This window comes from Massilia suwonensis, from assembly GCF_042655665.1.
Taxonomy (GTDB): Bacteria; Pseudomonadota; Gammaproteobacteria; order Burkholderiales; family Burkholderiaceae_D; genus Telluria; species Telluria suwonensis.
The window spans coordinates 216,441-237,414 of record NZ_JBHSMR010000014.1; the positions used below are offsets into that span (position 1 = coordinate 216,441).

The 20,974-nt window shown below is 66.5% G+C and carries 21 protein-coding genes; 11 read left to right on the plus strand and 10 right to left on the minus strand.

Annotation, left to right across the window (positions count from 1 at the left end):
- The first annotated feature begins 31 nt into the window (after positions 1-31).
- The 4 genes from ACFPQ5_RS21280 to ACFPQ5_RS21295 are packed head-to-tail and all read left to right on the plus strand — an operon-like array spanning position 32 to position 3,215.
- The gene (locus ACFPQ5_RS21280) at positions 32-625 is read left to right on the plus strand and encodes an SCO family protein (RefSeq protein ID WP_379760554.1); all 594 of its coding nucleotides are present in this window, start codon (positions 32-34) and stop codon (positions 623-625) included.
- Between the two features lie 25 nt (positions 626-650).
- Positions 651-2,483 (plus strand): multicopper oxidase family protein, encoded by a 1,833-nt coding sequence (locus tag ACFPQ5_RS21285; protein ID WP_379760556.1) that lies wholly within the window; start codon positions 651-653, stop codon positions 2,481-2,483.
- 20 nt (positions 2,484-2,503) lie between these two features.
- Complete coding sequence (locus ACFPQ5_RS21290; RefSeq protein WP_379760558.1) at positions 2,504-2,755, plus strand: hypothetical protein; 252 nt, start codon at positions 2,504-2,506, stop codon at positions 2,753-2,755.
- Between the two features lie 7 nt (positions 2,756-2,762).
- Entirely contained in the window at positions 2,763-3,215 is a 453-nt protein-coding gene (locus tag ACFPQ5_RS21295; protein ID WP_379760560.1) for a hypothetical protein, read from the plus strand.
- Between the two features lie 18 nt (positions 3,216-3,233).
- On the opposite strand, the gene ACFPQ5_RS21300 is transcribed toward ACFPQ5_RS21295, so the two are convergent.
- From ACFPQ5_RS21300 to ACFPQ5_RS21325, 6 genes are all read right to left on the minus strand, one after another.
- On the minus strand, positions 3,234-3,548 hold the full coding sequence (locus ACFPQ5_RS21300; protein ID WP_379760562.1) for a YkgJ family cysteine cluster protein: 315 nt from the start codon (positions 3,546-3,548) through the stop codon (positions 3,234-3,236).
- A 298-nt stretch (positions 3,549-3,846) separates the two neighbouring features.
- On the minus strand, positions 3,847-5,079 hold the full coding sequence (locus ACFPQ5_RS21305; protein ID WP_379760564.1) for an argininosuccinate synthase: 1,233 nt from the start codon (positions 5,077-5,079) through the stop codon (positions 3,847-3,849).
- A 92-nt stretch (positions 5,080-5,171) separates the two neighbouring features.
- Positions 5,172-6,098, minus strand: a complete 927-nt coding sequence (argF, locus tag ACFPQ5_RS21310) for an ornithine carbamoyltransferase (protein WP_379760566.1) — start codon at positions 6,096-6,098, stop codon at positions 5,172-5,174.
- Positions 6,099-6,167: 69 nt separating this feature from the next.
- Positions 6,168-7,067 carry a ribosome small subunit-dependent GTPase A gene (gene rsgA, locus ACFPQ5_RS21315; protein ID WP_379760568.1) on the minus strand — a complete coding sequence of 300 codons (900 nt, stop codon included), beginning with the start codon at positions 7,065-7,067 and terminating at the stop codon, positions 6,168-6,170.
- Complete coding sequence (locus tag ACFPQ5_RS21320; protein ID WP_379760570.1) at positions 7,064-7,396, minus strand: 4a-hydroxytetrahydrobiopterin dehydratase; 333 nt, start codon at positions 7,394-7,396, stop codon at positions 7,064-7,066. The genes rsgA and ACFPQ5_RS21320 overlap by 4 nt, the downstream gene beginning before the upstream one ends.
- Positions 7,393-8,655 (minus strand): M48 family metallopeptidase, encoded by a 1,263-nt coding sequence (locus tag ACFPQ5_RS21325; RefSeq protein ID WP_379760572.1) that lies wholly within the window; start codon positions 8,653-8,655, stop codon positions 7,393-7,395. Before ACFPQ5_RS21325 ends, ACFPQ5_RS21320 begins: the two co-directional genes overlap by 4 nt.
- 101 nt (positions 8,656-8,756) lie before the next feature.
- Here ACFPQ5_RS21325 and orn point away from each other — a divergent pair, with 101 nt between their 5' ends.
- Positions 8,757-9,287, plus strand: coding sequence for an oligoribonuclease (gene orn / locus ACFPQ5_RS21330; protein ID WP_379761388.1), 531 nt, complete (start codon positions 8,757-8,759; stop codon positions 9,285-9,287).
- Between the two features lie 61 nt (positions 9,288-9,348).
- Complete coding sequence (locus tag ACFPQ5_RS21335) at positions 9,349-11,823, plus strand: hybrid sensor histidine kinase/response regulator (RefSeq protein WP_379760574.1); 2,475 nt, start codon at positions 9,349-9,351, stop codon at positions 11,821-11,823.
- 119 nt (positions 11,824-11,942) lie between these two features.
- On the opposite strand, the gene ACFPQ5_RS21340 is transcribed toward ACFPQ5_RS21335, so the two are convergent.
- Positions 11,943-12,881, minus strand: coding sequence for an MBL fold metallo-hydrolase (locus ACFPQ5_RS21340; RefSeq protein ID WP_379760576.1), 939 nt, complete (start codon positions 12,879-12,881; stop codon positions 11,943-11,945).
- A 139-nt stretch (positions 12,882-13,020) separates the two neighbouring features.
- The gene (locus tag ACFPQ5_RS21345; protein WP_379760578.1) at positions 13,021-14,058 is read right to left on the minus strand and encodes an alpha/beta hydrolase; all 1,038 of its coding nucleotides are present in this window, start codon (positions 14,056-14,058) and stop codon (positions 13,021-13,023) included.
- Between the two features lie 152 nt (positions 14,059-14,210).
- Here ACFPQ5_RS21345 and ACFPQ5_RS21350 point away from each other — a divergent pair, with 152 nt between their 5' ends.
- Positions 14,211-15,410, plus strand: a complete 1,200-nt coding sequence (locus ACFPQ5_RS21350) for an HPP family protein (protein ID WP_379760580.1) — start codon at positions 14,211-14,213, stop codon at positions 15,408-15,410.
- Here ACFPQ5_RS21350 and ACFPQ5_RS21355 read toward each other — a convergent pair.
- On the minus strand, positions 15,407-15,625 hold the full coding sequence (locus ACFPQ5_RS21355; protein ID WP_379760582.1) for a hypothetical protein: 219 nt from the start codon (positions 15,623-15,625) through the stop codon (positions 15,407-15,409). The genes ACFPQ5_RS21350 and ACFPQ5_RS21355 overlap by 4 nt on opposite strands.
- A 203-nt stretch (positions 15,626-15,828) precedes the next feature.
- Here ACFPQ5_RS21355 and ACFPQ5_RS21360 point away from each other — a divergent pair, with 203 nt between their 5' ends.
- Together ACFPQ5_RS21360 and ACFPQ5_RS21365 are read left to right on the plus strand one after the other, a co-directional pair.
- The gene (locus ACFPQ5_RS21360; RefSeq protein ID WP_379760584.1) at positions 15,829-16,296 is read left to right on the plus strand and encodes a DUF2127 domain-containing protein; all 468 of its coding nucleotides are present in this window, start codon (positions 15,829-15,831) and stop codon (positions 16,294-16,296) included.
- A gap of 68 nt (positions 16,297-16,364) precedes the next feature.
- On the plus strand, positions 16,365-16,637 hold the full coding sequence (locus tag ACFPQ5_RS21365; RefSeq protein WP_379760586.1) for a hypothetical protein: 273 nt from the start codon (positions 16,365-16,367) through the stop codon (positions 16,635-16,637).
- Between the two features lie 97 nt (positions 16,638-16,734).
- Here ACFPQ5_RS21365 and ACFPQ5_RS21370 read toward each other — a convergent pair whose 3' ends face one another.
- On the minus strand, positions 16,735-17,427 hold the full coding sequence (locus tag ACFPQ5_RS21370) for a UPF0149 family protein (RefSeq protein WP_379760588.1): 693 nt from the start codon (positions 17,425-17,427) through the stop codon (positions 16,735-16,737).
- Between the two features lie 102 nt (positions 17,428-17,529).
- Between ACFPQ5_RS21370 and ACFPQ5_RS21375 the strand changes: the two genes are divergently transcribed.
- Positions 17,530-18,540, plus strand: a complete 1,011-nt coding sequence (locus ACFPQ5_RS21375; RefSeq protein WP_379760590.1) for a serine/threonine protein kinase — start codon at positions 17,530-17,532, stop codon at positions 18,538-18,540.
- A gap of 97 nt (positions 18,541-18,637) precedes the next feature.
- Positions 18,638-20,959, plus strand: a complete 2,322-nt coding sequence (locus ACFPQ5_RS21380) for a coiled-coil domain-containing protein (protein WP_379760592.1) — start codon at positions 18,638-18,640, stop codon at positions 20,957-20,959.
- Positions 20,960-20,974 lie beyond the last annotated feature (15 nt).

Below are 20,974 nucleotides of genomic sequence, written 5' to 3' on the forward strand. Positions count from 1 at the left end.
AGTCTGGTCCAATAATAGCGAGGGGAAGATCATGAAATCACGCAGGGCATTCCTGGCGGCCGCGGCCGCCACACCGCTGCTCTACCCGGTCATCAAGCATGCGCAGACGCGCGAGCCGGTCCCGTTGCCTGTCGACGACGGCCGCCGCCTGCCGAACGTGCTGCTCGAGACTCACGACGGACGTCAGGTCCGCTTCTACGACGACCTGGTGAAGGACCGCCTGGTCGTCGTCAACATGATGTACGCGAACTGCAGCAACCTGTGCCCGCCGAATACGGCGAACCTGCTGCAGGTGCAGGAAGCCTTGCGCGAGCACGTGGGCAAGGACGTCTTCATGTATTCGCTGACGCTGCAGCCGGCGATCGACAAGCCGCTCGACCTGCGCCGCTACATGGACAAGTTCGACATCAAGCCCGGCTGGACCTTCCTCACCGGCGATCCGGCCCACGTCGAACTGCTGCGCCGCCGGCTCGGCTTCTACACGCTCGACGCCGCCGCCGACGCCGACCTCAAGCAGCACACGGGCATGCTGCGCATCGGCCACGATGCGCGCGACCGCTGGTCGATGATCCCGGCGCTGGCCAGCCCGCGCCAGATCGTCAACTCGATCTCGAACTACATGTAGGCCTTTCGACTTTCAGGAGCGATCGATGGAACCGAGCGACGAAACGACGAAGAAAAGCCGGCGCTGGCTAGTGACCGGCGGCCTGGCCGCCGCCGGCGCCGCGGTGCTGGCGGGCGGGCGCGACGATGACGACGACGATGATGACCGTGCACCCGTACCCAGCCAGCCGACGAGCGGAACCACGGCGGGCACCACGGCCGGTACCACAACGGGAAGCACGACCACGCCGCGCACCACGACCACCAGCGTGCGCGACGACTACATGAAGAGCCGCGTCGGCAAGGCGCCGGCCACGCCGCCTTTCCTGGTGCCGCTGCCGATCCCGGAGATCAAGGAGCCGGAAAGCGGTCTCAGTCCGGCGCCGGGCAAGTTCCCTGACGAGGACGAAGCGGGGCGCCTGCCGCACCAGGCCTGGGACCGCTACCCGCCGCGCAAGTTCTACCGCCTGCGCGTGCGCGAGGAGAAGCACTCCTTCCACCCGCACCTGCCCGAGCAGAAGATCTGGGGCTACGACGGCATGCTGCCCGGTCCGACCTTCGTCGCCTGGTACGGCGAGCCGATCCTGGTGCGCATCGAGAACGACCTGCCGCGCGACCACGTCGGCTTCGGTTCGCCCGAGATATCGACCCACCTGCACAACGGCCACACGCCGTCCGAGAGCGACGGCTTCCCGGGCGACTACTACAGCCGCGACAAGTACGGCCCGACCCTGACCCGCGCCGGCCGCTTCAAGGACCATCATTATCCGAACAAGCTCTCCAACAGCGCCGACTTCCCCGACACCGACGGCGATCCGGAAGGCGCGCTCGGCACCCTGTGGTACCACGACCACCGCATGGAATTCACCGGCCCCAACGTCTACAAGGGCCTGGCCGGCTTCTACCTGGTGTTCGACAGCCTCGACACCGGCAACGAGCGCGACGAGCGGCCGGGGGCGCTGCGCCTGCCCAGCGGCGTCGGCGAATACGACATCCCGCTCGTGTTCCAGGACAAGAGCTTCGATTCGGGCGGCTACCTGTACTTCAACCAGTTTGACCCGGAAGGCATGGTCGGCGACAAGTTCTGCGTCAACGGCAAGATCCAGCCTTATTTCTCGGTCAAGCGCCGCAAGTACCGCTTCCGCGCGCTGAACGGTTCCTCGCTGCGCTTCTACGAGTTCTATCTGGTGCACGAGGGTGTCGACCACAGCTTCCACCACATCGCCAACGACGGCAACCTGCTCACCGCACCAGTGCTGACCAAGCGCCTGCGCCTGGCGAGCGCGGAGCGCGGCGACATCGTCATCGATTTCTCCAAGTTCCCGCTGGGGAGCAAGGTCTACCTGGTCAACCGCCTCGAACACCTCGACGGCCGCGGCCCGACCGGACGCCTGCTCACGCCCGGCACCCAGATCCTGCGCTTCGACGTCGACGCCGAGCCGGACTCGCCCGACCTCAGCCAGGTGCCGGACATCCTGCGTCCGCTGCGCCCGGCGGTGGTGCCGCGCAATACCCGGGTGAGAAAGTGGGAGTTCGACCGCGAGAACGACCTGTGGACCGTCAACGGCAGGCTGTTCGACGTGACAAAACCCGCCGCCATCATCAAGCAGGGCGTGGAAGAAGTCTGGGAGCTGCAGGGCAAGGGCAGCTGGAGCCACCCGGTGCACATCCATTTCGAGGAAGCGCGCATCCTGACCCGCAACGGCGCCGCGCCGCCCCTGCACGAGCGCGGACGCAAGGACGTGTTCGAGCTGCGGCCGGGCGAGACCGTGCGCATCCTGATCTGCTTCGAGGACTTCACCGGCAAGTACCTGATGCACTGCCATAACACGATCCACGAAGACCACCACATGATGGTGCGCTTCGACGTCGTGCCCTGACGGCAGCGCAATGCCGCCTTGTGCCAACCGTAGTGGAGCATGCGATGAAACAGAGCGATGCCAGGCAGGACGAGGAGGGAGCCGGCGGCCGGCCGGGACGGTGCTGGCTGCGGGTGGCGATGGGCATGGCGGGCGCCTGCGCGCTGCTGGCGCAGGCGGCGCTCGAACTGAGCGCGCTCGAGACGCCGGACCCCAGCTACGCGGCCCAGCCGGCGCCCCCGGCATGCACGCCGCCTTGCTCCGACGCGCCGACAATCACGATAAAGGGATGATGAACCGATGTACACACGCCGAACTTTCCTTGCATTTGCCGCAGCGGCGCAACTGGTCAGCCCCAACGTGCGGGCGGCAGCCGTGCCGCCGGGAGCGGCCGGGCGGCTGGCGCTGGCGCGCCTGCCCACCGTGCTGCCGCTGGCGTACCCGGGGCGCGACATCCACTTCCACAACGACCTGGCCGCGGGACGGTTGGCGATCCTGGACTTGCGCTACGACCTGGACCGTGCCCTGGGGCCGGCGAGCTTGCTGGACGGCGCCAGGCGGGCCGCCGGCAGCAGGCAGGCAGGGGATTTTTATGCGTATGCGCTCACCATGCAGCCGGCGATCCGCGACGAGGAAGCCCTGCGCCGCTACATGGAATGGTATGGCGCGACCGGGCGCGGCGAGCTGCCACCTGCTGCGCGCGACATCGAACTGCTGCGGCTCCGGTTCGGCGTCCTGACCGGCGAGCGCTGACACAGGAGGCAGGATCCCCTAGAGCAGCGCCAGCGGCGCCAGCCCATGCCGTGCCCGCGCGCGGGTGCACTTGTCGTCGCCGATCTCGACTTCGCGGCAGGGGCTCGGGCGGCTGTCGTAGACGGCGCAGGCCATCGGGCCCGCCGTGCCGCGGCCGAGGGCGGCGCAGCGCGGGCTGGACGCGTTGGTGCCGGCCATGCAGGCCAGGTGCGGCGTCAGCTGTTCGCTCAGGCCCTCGGGCAGCTGCAAGGCTTCGGCCCAGTAGAAGGAGACGCGAAAGCTCATGCAGCAGGCGCCGCAGTCGAGGCAGGGATTCGATGAAGAGTCGCTCATGCGTCGTGGCCGTAGAAGCAATATTTTTACCACGAATCCGCGCATGAAAAAAGCCGCCCGAGGGCGGCTTTCGATGGCTGAGTAAAGTAGGGTGGGCGCCCCGTGCCCACCATCGCCAAGAGCAGACAGGACGTATCCCGGACGCGCCAACGCGACGCGCGTGTTTGGTGGGCACGGGGCGCCCACCCTACGGTGCTTCGTGCTCGTAAAAACACCATGCTCACCACGAATTCGCGCATGGAAAAAAAGCCGCCCGGAGGCGGCTTTGTGCGGCAGGGCGGCGCTGTTGCCGGCCGCCTTATTGGCCGCGTTTTGCGCGCGCCTTGGCCGCGATGCGCATGCGCAGCGCGTTCAGCTTGATGAAGCCGCCGGCGTCCGCCTGGTTGTAGGCGCCGCCGTCTTCATCGAAAGTGGCGATGTTCATGTCGAACAGCGAATCGGTCTTCGAATCGCGCGAGACGACGATCACGTTGCCCTTGTACAGCTTGATGCGCACCCAGCCATTGACGGTCTGCTGGGTGTGGTCGATCAGCGTCTGCAGCGCGACGCGTTCCGGCGCCCACCAGTAGCCGTTATAGATCAGCGAAGCGTAGCGCGGCATCAGGTCGTCCTTCAGGTGCGCCACTTCGCGGTCCAGCGTGATCGACTCGATCGCGCGGTGGGCGCGCAGCATGATGGTGCCGCCCGGCGTCTCGTAGCAGCCGCGCGACTTCATGCCGACGTAGCGATTTTCGACCAGGTCGAGGCGGCCGATGCCGTGCTTGCCGCCCAGACGGTTCAGTTCCGTCAGCACCTCGGCAGGGCTCATGCGCTTGCCGTTCAGGGCCACGATGTCGCCCTTTTCGTATTCGATGTCGAGGTACTCGGCTTCGTTCGGCGCCTGCTCTGGGCTGACCGTCCAGCGCCACATCGATTCCTCGGCTTCCGCGCTCGGGTTTTCCAGGTGGCGGCCTTCGAAGGAGATGTGCAGCAGGTTGGCGTCCATCGAGTAGGGCGCGCCGCCGTTCTTGTGCTTCATGTCGATCTCGATGCCGGCGTCTTCCGCGTACTTCAGCAGCTTCTCGCGCGACAGCAGGTCCCACTCGCGCCATGGAGCGATGATCTTGACGTCGGGTTTCAGCGCATAGGCGCCCAGCTCGAAGCGCACCTGGTCGTTGCCCTTGCCGGTCGCGCCGTGCGAGACGGCGTCGGCGCCGGTTTCGTTGGCGATCTCGATCAGGCGCTTGGCGATCAGCGGACGCGCGATCGAGGTGCCCAGCAGGTATTCGCCTTCGTAGACGGTGTTCGCGCGGAACATCGGGAACACGAAGTCGCGCACGAATTCTTCGCGCACGTCGTCGATGTAGATGTTTTCAGGCTTGATGCCGAACTTGATGGCCTTGGCGCGTGCCGGCTCGAGTTCCTCGCCCTGGCCGAGGTCGGCCGTGAAGGTGACGATCTCGCAGTTGTAATGGTCTTGCAGCCATTTCAGGATGACGGAGGTGTCGAGGCCGCCGGAGTAGGCGAGAACTACTTTTTTGATGTCGCTCATGGAAGTTCCAGTGTGGAGAGGAGGAGGGATTGAAGTGGTCAGCCGGCCCGTCTTTCAACGGGACCGACGATCAAACAAAGGTGGGTGAAAAATTAGTTGTCTTCGATGCGGCCGAGCAGCAGGTATTCGATCAGCGCTTTCTGCACGTGCAGGCGGTTTTCGGCTTCGTCCCAGACCACCGACTGCGGGCCGTCGATGACTTCGGCCGCGACTTCCTCGCCGCGGTGGGCGGGCAGGCAGTGCATGAAGATGGCGTCGGGGGTGGCGCGCGCCATCTTGGCACTGTCGACGATGAAGCCGTCGAAGTCCTGCAGGCGCTGCGCGTTTTCCTTCTCGAAGCCCATGCTGGTCCAGACGTCGGTGCTGACCAGGTGCGCGCCTGCGCAGGCGTCCGACGGATTGTCGAACAGCGTGTAGCGCTTGGTGCTCAACAGGGCCGGATCGAGGTCGTAGCCCTTCGGGGTCGCGATGTTCAGGTGGAAGCCGAAGACTTCGGCCGCCTGCAGCCAGGAGTACAGCATGTTGTTGGCGTCGCCGATCCAGGCCACCGTCTTGCCCGCGATCGGACCGCGGTGCTCGTAGAAGGTGAAGATGTCGGCCAGCACCTGGCAGGGATGGTGTTCGTTGGTCAGACCGTTAATCACCGGCACGCGCGAGTGGGCGGCGAAGCGCTCGATGATGTCCTGGCCGAAGGTGCGCACCATGATGATGTCGCACATGCGCGACATGACCTGGCCCGCGTCCTCGACCGGCTCGCCGCGGCCCAGCTGGCTGTCGCGCGTGTTCAGGTAGATCGCGGCGCCGCCCAGCTGGTGCATGCCGGCCTCGAAGGAGAGACGCGTGCGGGTCGAGCTCTTCTCGAACACCATCACCAGCGTACGGTCGACCAGCGGGTGGTACACCTCGTAGGCCTTGAACTTGCGCTTGATGACCTTCGCGCGTTCGATCACGTATTCGAACTCGTCGAGCGAAAAATCGGAGAACTGCAGGAAGTGCTTGATCGCGTTGGTGCCTGGCATAGTAACTCGGAAGGAAGAATATCCTCTTGATTATAAGGGTTTTTGCTTGACGCTAGGGAAAGCACCCAATTAGTACAGCGTCTGGGCGGACTCGTGCAGCAGCTGGCCATACAGTTCGTGCCGGTGCTTGGCAATCTTCCCGTCGGCCAGCGCCGTCAGAACGGCGCACTGCGGCTCCGCCAGGTGCCGGCAGTTGTAGTACTTGCAGCCGCCGAGATAAGGCTTGAACTCGACAAAGGCGCGCTCCAGCATGCCTTCGCTCAGGTGGTACAGGCCGAATTCCTGGAAGCCTGGCGAATCGATGATGGAGCCGCCGTCCGGCAGCCAGTACAGGCGCGTAAACGTCGTCGTGTGCTTGCCAGTGTCGAGGGCGGCGGAGATTTCGCGTACGGCGATGTCGGCGTCCGGCACCAGCAGGTTGATGAGCGAGGACTTGCCCATGCCCGACTGGCCGATGAAGATCGAGGACTGGCCGGCCAGCAGCGGCTGCAGCACGCCCAGCGCATGTTCCGGATCGGCCTTGGCCGAGACTTCGTGCACCGGATAGCCGAGCGCGGCGTAGACGGCGGCGCGTTCGCGCGCGCGCGGCAGCAGCTCCGCGACGTCGGTCTTGTTGAGGATGATGTGGGCCTCGATGCCGGCCGCTTCGGCGGCGACGAGCGAGCGCGAGACCAGGTCGTCGGCGAAACCCGGTTCGGTGGCGACGACGATGAACAGGCGCGAGATGTTCGCCGCCAGCAGCTTCGATTTGTACTGGTCCGAGCGGTAGAGCAGGGTCTGGCGCTCGGCGATCTCTTCGATCACGGCCTGGTCGTTTGAGGTCTGCTTCAGGTGCACGACGTCGCCCACGGCGACATTCGTCTTCTTGCCGCGCGTGACGCACTGGAATTTTTCGCCGTTGACGTCGGCCAGGTAGTGGCGGCCGTGCGCCGCGATGATGGTGCCGGTCAGCTTGGTATCTTTGCTCACGCGCGTTTCCGTTCTTCGTAGAGTGCGTCGGCTTTCGCAGCGCAAATCAGGTCGTTCAGCGAGACGGCATTGCCCGCCGAGTGGGTGGTGTAGCTGACGATGCAGTGGCGATAGCGCACCGTCAGCTCGGGGTGGTGGTCCTCGGCGTGGATCATCCAGGCCAGGGCGTTCACGAAGGCGATCGTCTCGTGATAGTTCTTGAACTCGAAGCTGCGCACGATGCGCTGGCCTTCCAGCTGCCACTGCGGCACCTCGAGCATGAGCGCGGCGAGGGCGCCCGCATCGAGTGCCGGCGCGCCATGCGTGCAGCGCTGTTCCAGCAGCTTCATGCCGCCGCCCCGTTCAGGTGAGCGATGCGCACGGAAGCCGGCGGATGCGAATCGTAGAAGGCCGAGTGCAGCGGATCGGGCGTCAGCGTCGAGGCATTATCCTCGTACATCTTGACCAGCGCCGAGACCAGGTGGTTCGCATCGCTGTGCCTGGCCGCAAAGGCGTCCGCCTCGAACTCGTGCTTGCGCGAGGTGATCGCGTTCAGGGGACCGAAGACAAAAGTAAAAATCGGCAGCACCAGCGCGAACAGCAGCAGGGCCATGGCATCGTTCGGGCCGGCCAGCAGCGGCATCACGCCCAGGCCCGTGTAGAACCAGGCCTGCTCCTTCAGGTAGCCGAGCAGGGCGAGGAAGGCCAGCGACAGCGCGAACATGACGACGATGCGCTTGACGATGTGGCGCAGCTTGAAGTGGCCGAGTTCGTGGGCGAGCACCGCTTCGATCTCGTGCGGCGCCAGGCGCTCGATCAGGGTGTCGAAGAAGACGATGCGCTTGGCCGTGCCGAAGCCCGAGAAATAGGCGTTGCCGTGGGCGCTGCGGCGGCTGCCGTCCATCACGAACAGGCCCTTCGAGGCGAAGCCCACGCGCGTCATCAGGCCCTCGATGCGCGCTTTCAGCCCTTCGTCGGACAGCGGCGTGAACTTGTTGAACATCGGCGCGATCACGCTCGGGTACAGCACCATCATCAAGAGCTGGAAGCCGCTCCAGACCAGCCAGGTCCAGAACCACCACAGCGATCCGGTCGATTCCATCAGCTTCAGCACGACCCACAGCAGCGGCAGGCCGATCACGGCGCCCACCAGCGCGCCCTTGACCATGTCGGTCAGCCAGAGCTTGACGCTCATCTTGTTGAAGCCGAAGCGCTGCTCCAGCACGAACTGGCGGTAGTAGTCGAAGGGCAGGTCGAGCACGCCGGAGATGATCGCGAACGCGGCGATCAGGCCGATCTGGTATAGCATGCCAGGACCGGCCGCGTGCAGCAGGGCGGTGGACAATGCCTGCAGGCCGCCGAGCAGGGTGAAGCCGACCAGGGTCAGGCCGCCCCAGAGCAGGGCCGCGATGCCGAAGCGGGTCTTGGCGACCGTGTAGTCCGCCGCTTTCTGGTGCGTCTCGAGCGGGATCTTCCGGGCGAACTCGGGCGGCACGCTGCCGCGGTGGCGCAGCACGTGCCGGATCTGGCGGTTCGCCAGCCAGAAGCGCAGGCCCAGCGTGAGCACGAAGAAAACGACGAACAAAATCGAAAACGCGAGTGAAGACATTCCGTGCCTGTGAGAAAATGCAGGATTGATTAGGCAAAGAGAGAATTATGTCACACCCAACCGATTCCGCAGTCTCCACCCCGGTCCAGCGTCCGAACGACATGAACCTGGTGTGGGTCGACATGGAAATGACCGGCCTCGACCCGGATACCGACCGCATCATCGAAGTCGCCGTCGTCGTCACCGACATGCACCTGAACGTGCTGGCCGAAGGCCCCGTGTTCGCGATCCACCAGTCCGACGAAACCCTGGACAAGATGGACAACTGGAACAAGGGCACCCACGGCCGCTCCGGCCTGATCGACCGCGTACGCGCCTCGACCGTCACCGAAGCCGACGCCGAGACGGCCCTGATCGCCTTCCTGAAGAATTTCGTTCCTGCAGGCAAGTCGCCGATGTGCGGCAACACCATTTGCCAGGACCGCCGCTTCATGGCGCGCGGCATGCCGAAGCTGGAAGCCTTCTTCCACTACCGCAACCTGGACGTGTCGACGCTGAAGGAACTGTGCCGCCGCTGGAAGCCGGACCTGGCCTCGGGCTTCAAGAAGCACCAGAAGCACACGGCCCTGGCCGACATCATCGAGTCGGTCGAAGAACTCAAGTATTACCGCGAGCATTTCATCAAGCTTTGATGACGATTCGTCGGGGCAATCTGTGCTCCGGCGCCTGCACCAAGTGTGGGAGAATCCGACCATGCCCGGATTCCTCCCCACCGACCCCTCCCAGCCCCTGACCGGCGTCCGCGCGCTCTACGCCGCGCACGACTGGAGCACCTGCCCGCTCGGGCACCCCGACACCTGGCCGCCCGAACTGGCGACCGCGGTGAGCATGTCGCTCAATTCGGCTTTTCCGATGTTCGTGGTCTGGGGGCCGGACCTGCGTTTCCTGTACAACGACGCCTACGCCGTCATCCTCGGCGCCAAGCACCCGGCCGCGCTGGCCCAGCCTTTCCAGCGGATCTGGGCCGAGATCTGGGCCGACCTGGTGCCGATCATCGACCGCGCGCTGTCGAACAAGTCCGCCTTTCACGAAGACCTGCCGCTGGTGGTGGTGCGCAAGGGCTTCCCGGAGCAGGGCTACTTCACCTTCTCGTATTCGCCCCTGCACGACGGCAGCGGGCACGTGGCGGGGATGTATTGCACGGTCATGGAGACGACGAGCCGGGTCCAGTCCGAACGGCGCGCCGCGCTCGAGCTGAAGCTGTCCGACGCCCTGCATCCGCTTGGTACCCCCGACGACGTGCTGGGCACGGCCAGCGCCCTGCTGGGCGAGGAGCTGGACCTGAGCCGGGCGACCTATGCCGAGGTGGACGACGCGGGCCTTGCATTTACCGTGCGCTACCAGTGGAACGCCGGCGGCACCGGCGAACTGTCGCGGGAAAGCTATCCCCTCGACGCATTCGGACCCACCATCGCCGCGCTCACGCGCGCGGGCGAAACCCTCGTCGCCGACGATGTCGACAGCGATCCGCGCTTCGTCGACTGCCGTGCCATCTTCCGCGCGGAAGGAGCGGCCGCCGTCCTGACCGTGCCGCTGATGCGCAGCGCCCGCCTGGTCGGCTTCCTCAGCCTGAACCGCGCGCAGCCCTGTCACTGGAGCGACGCCGACGTGCGCTTCACGCGCGAGACGGCCGAGCGCACCTGGGCCGCTCTCGAGACGGCGCGCGCGCAGGCCGAACTGCGCGCCGAGCGCGACCGCAGCCGCTACATCTTCGACACCATGGTCGAGGGCTTCGCGCTGATGGATTCGGACTGGACCATCACGCGCATGAACGTCGAGGGCCTGCGCATCTGTCGCAAGACGGCCGAGGAAGTCGTCGGGCGCAGCCACTGGGAAGTGTTCCCGGAAGTCGAGGGCAGCGAAGCGGGCCACATGCTGCACCGGGCCATGGAGCAGCGCATCGCCGGCGCCGTCGAATACCGGGTGCCGCAGATCGAAGGGCGCGGCGGCTGGAACGAGATCCGCGCCTTCCCGACCCAGGACGGCGGCATCGCCGTGTTCTTCCGCGAGATCACCGACCGCAAGCAGGTCGAGGAACAATTGAAGGTGGCCGACCAGCGCAAGGACGAATTCCTGGCGATGCTGGCCCACGAACTGCGCAACCCGCTGGCGCCGATCAGCGCGGCGGCCATGCTGCTCGACATGGGCTCGCTGAACGAAACCCGGGTGCGCCACAGCAGCGCCATCATCGGGCGCCAGGTACGCCACATGACGCGCCTGGTCGACGATTTGCTGGACGTGTCGCGCGTCACGCGCGGCCTGATCGAACTCGATCGCACCCTGCTCGACGTGCGCGCCATCGTCGACGAAGCGGTCGAGCAGGTGCGCCCGCAGCTCGGGGCGCGGCGCCAGCGCCTGGCGCTGCATTTGCCCAGCGTGCCGCTGACGGTCGAGGGCGACCGCGCGCGCCTGGTGCAGGTGCTTGCCAACCTGCTCGGCAACGCCGTGAAGTACACGCCGGAGGACGGCGCCATCGAAATAGATGCGGAGACCCGGGAAGGCAGGCTGGTGCTGGGGGTGAGCGACAACGGCATCGGCATGGAGCCGGAACTGACCGAACGCGCCTTCGACCTGTTCGCCCAGGCCAAGCGCAGCTCGGACCGTTCGCAGGGCGGACTCGGGCTCGGCCTGGCCCTGGTGCGCAACCTGGTCGAGCTGCACGGCGGCACGGTCACCTGCGCCAGCCCGGGACTGGGGCAGGGCAGTACCTTCACGGTGACCCTGCCCTTGGCGGCGAGTGCGGCTTCACACCCGCCTCAGCTGGAAGCGGTTTCGCAGCGCACCGGCGGCCTGCGCCTGCTGGTGGTGGACGACAACGTCGACGCCGCGACGACGCTGGCCATGCTGCTCGAAGCGAGCGGCCATGAAGTCTTCATCGAACACGAGTCCCTGCGCGCGCTGGAACTGGCGCGCAGCGCCCGGCCGGATGCCTGCCTGCTCGACATCGGCCTGCCCGACATCGACGGCAACGAACTGGCGCGGCGCCTGCGTGCGCAGCCGGAGACAGCGCACAGCGTGCTGATTGCGGTGTCGGGATATGGGCAGGAGGCGGATCGCCGGCTGGCGCTGGATGCGGGGTTTGCGCATCACCTGGTCAAGCCAGTGGATCTGGATGGATTGATGGCGGTGTTGGCGACAGTGCGTCCGGACACCCGGGACGCGGCGTAGCCGTAGGGTGGGCACTCCGTGCCCACGCGGTCGTACTTTTGCATGCCGCAACGTCTGCGAATATTGTTTCGACATGCATGCGTTGTACCGCGTGGGCACGGAGTGCCCACCCTACAAAATCATGGCATGCGGCTGTAGTTGACCGGGATATAGCGATATCCCTTGCCCTCTTTCTGTAGATAACCCATCCCCGGGAACTGCAGGTGCGCGCCGCCGATCAGCAAGCCATCCTTGGCCGCCGCATCGAACAGTTTTTTACGCGCCGCAGCCGCCGCCTTCTGGTCGCCGTCGAAGCCGATCGTCACCGCCGGATCCTCGAACTGCACCGCGCCCACGTGGATCAAATCGCCGATCACGACCATCTTCTGGCCGCGGCTCTCGACCACGAAGGTGGTGTGGCCCGGCGTGTGGCCGTGGCCGCCCTGGGCGCGGATGCCGGGCGAGACCTCGACGTCGCCCTCGAAGGTCTTGAACTTGCCGGCTTTGACGTAGGGATCCAGCGCGGCCAGCGCATTCTTGAACGTGCCCTTGCCGTCTTCCGGCGCCTTGTCCATGTTCGCCTGGCTCAGCCAGTGGTCGGCTTCGCGCTTCGATGCGCGCACGACCGCGTTCGGGAAGGCGGCTTTCGATTGCGCCGACAGGCCGCCCAGGTGGTCGCTGTGCATGTGGGTCAGGTAGATCTCGTCGACCTGCTCGGGCGTGTAGCCGGCCGCCTTCAGGTTCGCCTGGATCTTGCCCAGGGTCGGGCCGAAGAACACGCCGGCGCCGGTGTCGATCAGAATCAGCTTGCTGCCGGTATTGATCAGGAAAGCGTTGTCCGAGGTTTCGAGCGGGACTTTCAGGTGGGCCTTGGCCAGCGCCGCGGTGGTCTTGTCGGCCTTCTGGGTCAGCAGCTTGTCGACTGGCAGGTCGACCGTGCCGTCGGACAGCGGCGTGACTTCGAAGTCGCCCAGCATCATGCGGTAGTAGCCGGGAGCCTGGGTTTTCGCCATCGGTGCGGCGGCAAAGGCGGGGGCGGCGAGGAGGGCGGCGAGCAGGCACAGGGAAGTGCGTTTCATGGGGTCTCCATTGGTGTGTGGTCGATATGGCAGCGTTGCGTATCGTACATCAATGCAGCCAAGAATCGTAGGGTGGAGTCCCGACTCCACGCGTTACAACGCGGGCACCATGGCAACGCCGCCATGATGCCGATACCGCTTATTTCGCTTTGAACGCCTTCTTCAACGCATCCGCCGCGTACTGCTCCGCCTCCTTCGCCTTCGGCACCACCGCACCCATGCCGAAGAACTCGTGCGTCACGCCGCTGTATTCCTTGTAATCCACGGCCACGCCATCCTTCTTCAGCTTGTCCGCATAGGCTTTACCTTCCGACAGCAGCGGATCGATCTCGGCCGCGATGATGGTCGCCGGCGGCAGGCCCTTGAGCGACTCGGCCTTCATCGGCAGCGCATACGGGTTCTTCGGGTCGCCCTTGTAGTGCTTGAAGAACCAGCCCATCATCGCCTTGTTGAGCGGCTTGGCGTTGGCGTTCTTCTGGTACGAAGGCGTGTTCATGTCGTCGTTCACCACCGGGTACACCAGCAGCTGGTGCACCGGCATCGCGACCTTCTTATCGCGCGCCATCATCGAGACCACGGTCGCCAGATTGCCGCCCGCGCTCTCGCCGCCGACCGCGACGCGCGCCGGGTCGCCGTTGAATTCCTTCGCGTGTTCCAGCGTCCACTGGTAAGCCGCGAAAGCATCGTTCGGCGCGGCCGGGAAGGGGTGTTCCGGCGCGCGGCGATAGTCGACCGCGACCATGATCGCGTTCGCCATTTTCGCCAGCGCACGCGGGCTGGCCTCGTAGACCTTGGTGTCGGCAATGACGAAGCCGCCGCCGTGGTAGTACATCATGACCGGGAACGGGCCCTTGCCTTCCGGGGTAAAGATGTGGACCGGGAAGCTGGCGTCGCCGCTGCCGACCGTCATCGTCTTCATCGTCACGCCCGGTTCCGGCGCCGTCGATTTCTTCATGTCGGTCAGGACTTTCTTGACGGCGTCGGCCGGCGTCGGCTGCATGCGCGCTTCCTCGGGCGTCAGGGTTTCGATCGGTTTCGGGTTCAACGAGGCGTGTGCGTCGAGCACCTTCTGCATGTGCGATTCGGCTTTCGGCGGCTTGGCGGCGTCGGCAGCCCAGGCGCTGGTGGCGAGCAGGGCGGCGCCGGCGATCAGCGTCAATGGCAGTGCTTTCTTCATGGGAAATCCTATTTATCAAATTTGATGGATTGCGGCAACAGACACCGCCCGAAATTACTGGGGCCAGCTTCGCAGAGGAGAGCAGGCTCGTCCGTGCGTTCACGCGCATTGACAAAATTGACGATGTGGCTGCGAGTCAGGAATGCACGCAAATGGTGCATCTCCTGCACCGCAACAATGCTTGTGGTGTAATTGCAGTCTTTGCCTGTTCCCTGCTCAGCTTCATGCGCGCCACCTTCATCCAATGGCTGCACGGCTTCCTGCCCCAGCCTCTTCCCGCCGGCAACACCGAGCGGATCCGTGCCGGCATCGGCGCCTGCATCGGCCTCTTCCTCACCGCGCTGCTCACCCACGTACTGGCGCCCGACCTGGCTGCCTGGCTGATCGCGCCGATGGGCGCTTCTGCCGTGCTGCTGTTCTGCGTTCCCGCCAGCCCGCTCGCGCAACCCTGGTCGGTGGTGGGCGGGAATACCATCTCGGCCCTGGTCGGCGTCGCCTGTCTGCACCTGGTGCCCGACCCGCTGCTGGCCGCGCCGCTGGCCGGCGCTCTCGCCATCGGCACCATGTTCGCGCTGCGCTGCCTGCACCCGCCGGGTGGCGCCGTGGCCCTGACCACGGTGCTTGGCGGACAGGCCGTGCACGACGCCGGCTTCCTGTTCGCCCTGAGTCCGGTGGCCTTGAATTCGGCCCTGATCGTGATCGCCGCCATCCTCTACAACAACCTGACCGGCCGGCGCTACCCGCACGCCCAGCACGCGGCGGACAAGAATGTCCACGCCACCGGCGACCCGGTCCCCGGCGCGCGCCTGGGCATCACCGAAAGCGACCTGGAAGCGGCGCTGGCGCGCTACGGCGAAGTGCTGGACGTCAGCCGCGACGACTTGCTGGCGATCGTCGACGACGCCCGCCAGCTGGCGCTGCACCGCCACTTCAACGAACGCGTCTGCGCCGAGCTGATGTCGACTCACATCGTCTTCGTCTCCCCGCGCGACACCCTCGAACACGCGCGCGAACTGCTGCTGCGCTACCGCCTGCAGTCGCTGCCGGTGCTGGACGACACCCGCCACCTGCGCGGCGTGATCGCCCAGGAAGACCTGCTGCGCATGGTGGGGTGGGGAACGCGCCTGCGCCAGCTGGTGCCGGGCGCCGGGCCCTACGTGGAAGATGCGATGCGCCAGCGCGTGGTGGCGCTGGACGCCGCCGCGCCGCTGGCGCAGCTGGTGCCGCTGCTGCGCGACGGCGGCTATCACCAGGTGGCGATTACCGGGGCCGATGGGGCGATGGTGGGCCTGGTGAGCCAGTCGGACCTGCTGGCGGCCCTGAGCGAGGAGCGGCTGGAGACGGCGGCTTAGCGTCCGACGCCGATGCCGATGCCGATGCCGGAACGGCCGCCGCTGCCGAAGCCGCCGAAAATGGAGGTCGATACGCCGCCGCGGTAGGTGCCGTTCCTGGTCGCCATCTGCACGACGCAATTGCGCCAGGGGTCGGTATTGGCGGCAAAGCCCAGCTGCACGCAGGCCGGCCCGTATTCGGCCATCATGCGATCCATCTCGGCTTGCTGCTGCATCGCCCTTTCCTGAGGGGTCGTACATCCGAATAAGCAAACGACGCTTGCTGTCATCAATAGTAACGCGCGCATGGCGGCCTCCTTGAGTGATCGATCGAACGGGCTTGAGCCCGGCAGGCTATGGAGCGATCATACCTCTCAATCGATTCAGCCGATTTCTACCGGACAGCCGGATCACGCCTGGATATGTGGGAGAACGAAGCATGCATGTTGCACAGGGAATCCGCACGGTAGCCGCGCTCGAAGCGGCCAAGGGCCTGGTCGTCCTGCTCGCCGGCTTCGGCCTGTTCGCCCTGCTGCACCGGGATGTGCAGCAGTTTGCCGAGGAACTGGTCAGGCATGCCCACCTGAACCCCGCATCCCATACGCCGCGCGTCTTCATCGACTACGCCGGCAAACTCGACGACGCGCGCCTGCGGCAACTCGCCGCCGCCGCGCTTGCCTATTCCGCCGTGCGCCTGGTCGAAGCCTACGGCTTGTGGTTCGAACGGGTGTGGGGCGAAGGCTTCGCGGCCCTCAGCGCTGCGGTTTATGTCCCGTTCGAAGTGCGCGAGCTGATCCACCGCCCCGGCCTGCTCAGCGTTTGCCTGCTGCTCGTGAACCTGGCGATCGTGCTGTTCATGGTCTACAGCTTGCGGCAACGAATGAAGCTCCCGAAGGATCTATGTTAGCGGGCTAACGGTTGCCTGCCGACGAAGCGCGTACTGTGAAGCTCGTAGACTTACACAAGGAGAGCTTCATGCGTACCAGACTTTCGCTCGCGGTCGTCAGCACCGCGCTGTTGCTGGCTGCCGGATCGGCCCAGGCCGGCTGCGGCAAGGGCGCCCTCGCAGGCGGTGTCATCGGCCACGTTGCAGGCAAGCATGGCGTGGCCGGTGCCGCGATCGGCTGCGCGGTCGGACACCATGCGGAAAAGAAGAAGCAGAAACAGAAGCAGCAGGCTGCGGCAGCAGCGGCCGCCGCGCAGAACAACGCGGCACCGGCCAGCGAGGGCGCCAAACCCAGGAAGTGATCTGCCTGGAAGCGGACTAGGCCAAACTTTGACTGTCGAAAGAAAAAAGCCCGGCTGATCACCGGGTTCCGCGCTTTGACTGCGACACAAACAGGCCTTACGCCGATTCCGCCCCGCAGCACTTCTTGTACTTCTTCCCGCTCCCGCAAGGGCAATCGTCATTGCGCCCGACCTTCGGCGTCTCGTGGCGCACGGTCTCGACCGCCGCCTTGCGCAGCGGCAGCCAATACTTGTAGATCGCCGGCAGGTTCGCTTCGATTTCCAGCGCCAGCTGGTGCGCCTTGACCGGGTCTTCGACCAGCGGCAGCTCTTCTTCCTCGATCTCGTCGGCGCCCAGCAGGTACAGGGGACGCATCAGTTCGGCAACCTCGGATTCCCAGATCGGGTCCCAGGAGCCGGGACGCAGTTCCATGCCTTCCCAGAATCCCCAGCACCAGGCTTCGGCGTCGATCAGGGTCTGGCCCTTGTGCTCGTGCTCGCAGTACAGGGGCTCGAACTCCTTCGGGGCGACTTCGAAGGTGATCAGGACTTCGTTCATGAAGCGCATGATCAGGTTGATGATGCGTTCTTCTTCCTTGCCGTTCTTCCACTTCGGCGCGGCGTCATCGCCTTCGCCCCACACGCGCGGCAGCCATTCGGCCGGCATGATGGTTTCCGGGCCGATCGCGATCGCGGTCAGGTAGCCGTGCAGGGTGTCCATCGTCATCGCGTCTTCCGGGCTGCGCTCGGAGAGGAGGAACTGGTCGAGTTCGTCGAATTCTTTTTCGGTGAGGGGCTGTTCGAGTTGCATGGGGTGCTCTGAATGTGTGCTTTAAATGCGGTGAAGTCCGCCAGTTTAACGCCTGGGAGCGCGGAGAGTACGAAATAACGCGCCGCGCCTTACAATGTCGATATGCACAACGAGTCTATTTCTTCCGACGAAAGCGCGGCGCACCCGTTCTCCCGGCTCGATCCGGGATGCGTGCTCGACGCCGTCGACAGCGTCGGCCTGCACGGCGACGGCCGCCTGCTGGCCCTGAACAGCTACGAAAACCGGGTCTACCAGGTCGGGCGCGACGAGGGCGAGCCGGTCGTGGTCAAGTTCTACCGGCCGGAGCGCTGGAGCGATGCCGCCATCCTGGAAGAGCACGCGTTTGTCGCCGAACTGGTCGGGCACGAGATCCCGGTGGTGCCGGCGATGCAGATCGATGGACGAACCCTGCACAGCTTCGACGGCTTCCGCTTTGCCGTCTTCCCGCGCCGCGGGGGCAGGGCGCCGGAACTGGGCGATCCGGATACCCTGGAATGGATGGGACGCTTCATCGGCCGCATCCATGCCGTCGGCGCGGTGAAACCGTACGCATTGCGCCCCGAACTCAATCCGCAGACCTTCGGACGCGAGCCTTTCGATTACCTCGTGAAGCACGATTTCATCCCGATCGAGCTGCGCGCGACCTATGCCAGCGTGGTCGAGCAGGCCCTGGCCGGCGTGGCACGCTGCTACGAGCGCGCGGGCGAGCAGCCGGCGCTGCGCCTGCACGGCGACTGCCACGGCGGCAACGTGCTGTGGACGCCGGACGGCCCGCATTTCGTCGACTTCGACGACAGCCGCATGGGGCCGGCGATCCAGGACCTGTGGATGCTGCTGTCGGGCGAACGGCACGAGATGGTGCGCCAGATGAGCGACGTGCTGGCCGGCTACGAGGATTTCTGCGAGTTCGACCCGCGCCAGCTGTACCTGGTCGAAGCCCTGCGCACCCTGCGCCTGATCCATTACGCGGGCTGGCTGGCGATGCGCTGGGACGATCCGGCCTTCCCGGCGGCTTTCCCGTGGTTCAACACGCAGCGCTACTGGCAGGACCGTATCCTCGAATTGCGCGAGCAGGTGGCGCTCATGGATGAGCCGCCCCTGTGGCCGGTGTAAGCAATAAAATAGGGCGAATTCACCGCGCAGTTCGGCGTGCCATGATCGTCTGGTTTAACAGATAATGGACGGGCGCGCCCTAGAACAGAGAACGACCATGGAACCAGCACCACACGACGATACCGACTTCACCATCGACATGCCGCCCGCCCTGGGCCAGCATGTGCCGCCGGCCGCCGCGCCGGCCGACCGGGGAAGTTCGGAAAAGATGGCGATCAAGGAAGCGATCGCCCGTGTGGAAGCCGAGGCGAAAGCGAATGTCGCCGCCGAGACGCGCGCCCATGCCGAGGCGCGTGCCCGCTCGCTGGCCGAGGAGCGTGCCGCCCTGGATGCCGCTGCCGCGGCCGCCGCGCTGGCCAATGCCCAGGCTTCCGAAGAAGTCATCGAACTCAACCGCGACCGCCTGGAAACCCTGCGCGCCGCCGCCCAGGCCACCAACGAGCGCCTGGAGGCGATGCGCCTGGAAACGGCCGAGCTGCGCGCGCGGGTCCAGGCCGATACCGAAGGCCGCCTGGCGGTCGAAGCGCGCGCCCGCGCGGCCGAGGAAGCCCGCCGCCGCGCCGCCGAGCAGATCGAGCTGGAGGCCGCGATGGCGCTCGAAGCCGCGCAGGCGGCCGAAGCGCTGCTGGTGCAGACCGAGGAAGCCCGCCGGCAGGCCGCCGAACGCGTCGCTGCCGTCCAGGCCGCGCGCGAAGAGGTGCTGCACAGCGCCAGCGCCGATGCGCGCGTGGCCGTGCTGGCGCGCGAGCGTGAACGGGCCGAGAAGGCCGCGCGCCAGACCGCCGAGAAGCTGGCGCAGGTCGAAGCCGAAGCGCTGGAACTGGCTGTGCAGCGCGAACGCGCCGACCAGGTCGCCCTGAGTTCGGCCTTTGCCCGCGCCACCGCCGAAGCGCGCGCGCTGGAAGAAGCCCGCGCGCTGGCCCACGTCGAGCACGAGCGCGAATCGATCGCCCAGTCGCAGGCCGATTCGACCCGCATCGCCGCCGACACCCTGCGCGCGCGCCTGCAGCTGGAAAAGGAATTGCGCGACGCCGCGATCCACCGCGAGCGCCTGGAGCAGACCGCCGCCGCCACCGCCGAAGCGCGGCGCGACGCCGAGGCGCGCATCGCCGCCGCCACCGAGGCGCGCATCGAAGCCGACCGCAAGCTGCGCGAAGTGGCCCTGGCGCGCGCCGAGGCCGAACACGAAGCGGGCATCCAGGTGGAAGCCCGCCTGCAGGCCGAGACCCTGGCCGCGCAGCATGCGCGCGAGCTGGCCGAGGCCGACCGCGAGGCGGCCCAGGCGGCCGAAGTGGATGCGCGCGAACAGGAGCGCGAGCGCGCCCTGGCCCTTGAGCGCGCCGCGCTGGCGCATGCCGCGGCCGAGGCCCGGTCGCGCGCCAACGCGGCCCAGGAAGCCGAACTGGCGCTGGCGAGCGAAGCGCTCGAACGCGAACAGGCGGCGGCGGCGCTGGCCGAACGCCGCGCGCAGGAAGCGGAGAGCCTGGCCGCGGCCGAACGCGCGCGCTTCGATGCGGAAAATACGGCGCTGGTGCGCCAGCAGGAAAAGATGGATGCCGAGCGCGCCCTGGTTGATGCCGCCTCGGCGCGCGCCGAGGCGGAAGCGCTGGAAGCGGCATCGCTGCGCGAGCAGCTCGACGTCGAACAGCGCGCTGCGCAGGCCGCGCAGGCGGCGCAGGAAGCGCAGCGCATCGAGACCGCACACGCGCAGGAAACTGCCGCGGCCCAGGAAGCGGCCGCTGCCGCCGCCCAGGCCGCACTGGACGCCGCCGTAGAACTGGCGCGGGTGCAGGCCGAACGGCAAGCCTGCGAACAGGCGCGCCTGGCCGCGACCGAGGCGGCGCTGGAGGCCGAACGCGAGGCCGCCGCTGCGGCAGCCGAGGCGCTGGCGCAGGCCGAACGCAAGCTGGCGGCCCAGCGCGAGCAGCTCGATTTCGACACCCGCGCGAACGCCGCCGCGGCCGAGCGCCTGGCGCTGGACGAGGAAGCGGCCCTGGCCGCGCGCGTGCGCTGCGAAGCCGAGGAAGAAGCGGCGCGCCTGGCGCGCGAGCGCGAGCAGGCCGAGTCGGCCGCGGCCCAGGCGGCACTCGAAAAACGCGACGCGCAGCGTGCGCTGCTGGAGCATGCGCAAGCCCACGCCGAGATGCAGAAGCGCACCGCCGCGACCACGCAGCAGATGGCCGACGCCCGGCGCGAGTTGCTGGAGCTGGAAACGAAGCGGCTGGAAGAGCAGGCGGCCGAGCTGTCGGCCACCGAGGATGCCATCGTCGAACGCAAGTCGGAAGCGCGTCAGCGTACGGCGTCGGAAAACATCACCCGCGAAGTGCTGGGACGCTTGAAGAAGCAGCCGTCGGCGCAGCAGGCGGCGGCGCGGCTGGCCGAGGTGATCATGGCCCAGCGCAAGAATACGGGCGAATGATTCGCCAAACGTATC

Bases quoted from the DNA above. Each gene is read 5' to 3' on its own strand.
- ACFPQ5_RS21280 (WP_379760554.1), top strand. From the start codon at position 32: ATGAAATCACGCAGGGCATTCCTGGCGGCCGCGGCCGCCACACCGCTG.
- ACFPQ5_RS21285 (WP_379760556.1), top strand. From the start codon at position 651: ATGGAACCGAGCGACGAAACGACGAAGAAAAGCCGGCGCTGGCTAGTG.
- ACFPQ5_RS21295 (WP_379760560.1), top strand. From the start codon at position 2,763: ATGTACACACGCCGAACTTTCCTTGCATTTGCCGCAGCGGCGCAACTG.
- ACFPQ5_RS21300 (WP_379760562.1), bottom strand. From the start codon at position 3,548: ATGAGCGACTCTTCATCGAATCCCTGCCTCGACTGCGGCGCCTGCTGC.
- ACFPQ5_RS21305 (WP_379760564.1), bottom strand. From the start codon at position 5,079: ATGAGCGACATCAAAAAAGTAGTTCTCGCCTACTCCGGCGGCCTCGAC.
- argF (WP_379760566.1), bottom strand. From the start codon at position 6,098: ATGCCAGGCACCAACGCGATCAAGCACTTCCTGCAGTTCTCCGATTTT.
- ACFPQ5_RS21320 (WP_379760570.1), bottom strand. From the start codon at position 7,396: ATGAAGCTGCTGGAACAGCGCTGCACGCATGGCGCGCCGGCACTCGAT.
- ACFPQ5_RS21325 (WP_379760572.1), bottom strand. From the start codon at position 8,655: ATGTCTTCACTCGCGTTTTCGATTTTGTTCGTCGTTTTCTTCGTGCTC.
- orn (WP_379761388.1), top strand. From the start codon at position 8,757: ATGAACCTGGTGTGGGTCGACATGGAAATGACCGGCCTCGACCCGGAT.
- ACFPQ5_RS21335 (WP_379760574.1), top strand. From the start codon at position 9,349: ATGCCCGGATTCCTCCCCACCGACCCCTCCCAGCCCCTGACCGGCGTC.
- ACFPQ5_RS21340 (WP_379760576.1), bottom strand. From the start codon at position 12,881: ATGAAACGCACTTCCCTGTGCCTGCTCGCCGCCCTCCTCGCCGCCCCC.
- ACFPQ5_RS21345 (WP_379760578.1), bottom strand. From the start codon at position 14,058: ATGAAGAAAGCACTGCCATTGACGCTGATCGCCGGCGCCGCCCTGCTC.
- ACFPQ5_RS21350 (WP_379760580.1), top strand. From the start codon at position 14,211: ATGGTGCATCTCCTGCACCGCAACAATGCTTGTGGTGTAATTGCAGTC.
- ACFPQ5_RS21355 (WP_379760582.1), bottom strand. From the start codon at position 15,625: ATGCAGCAGCAAGCCGAGATGGATCGCATGATGGCCGAATACGGGCCG.
- ACFPQ5_RS21360 (WP_379760584.1), top strand. From the start codon at position 15,829: ATGCATGTTGCACAGGGAATCCGCACGGTAGCCGCGCTCGAAGCGGCC.
- ACFPQ5_RS21365 (WP_379760586.1), top strand. From the start codon at position 16,365: ATGCGTACCAGACTTTCGCTCGCGGTCGTCAGCACCGCGCTGTTGCTG.
- ACFPQ5_RS21370 (WP_379760588.1), bottom strand. From the start codon at position 17,427: ATGCAACTCGAACAGCCCCTCACCGAAAAAGAATTCGACGAACTCGAC.
- ACFPQ5_RS21375 (WP_379760590.1), top strand. From the start codon at position 17,530: ATGCACAACGAGTCTATTTCTTCCGACGAAAGCGCGGCGCACCCGTTC.
- ACFPQ5_RS21380 (WP_379760592.1), top strand. From the start codon at position 18,638: ATGGAACCAGCACCACACGACGATACCGACTTCACCATCGACATGCCG.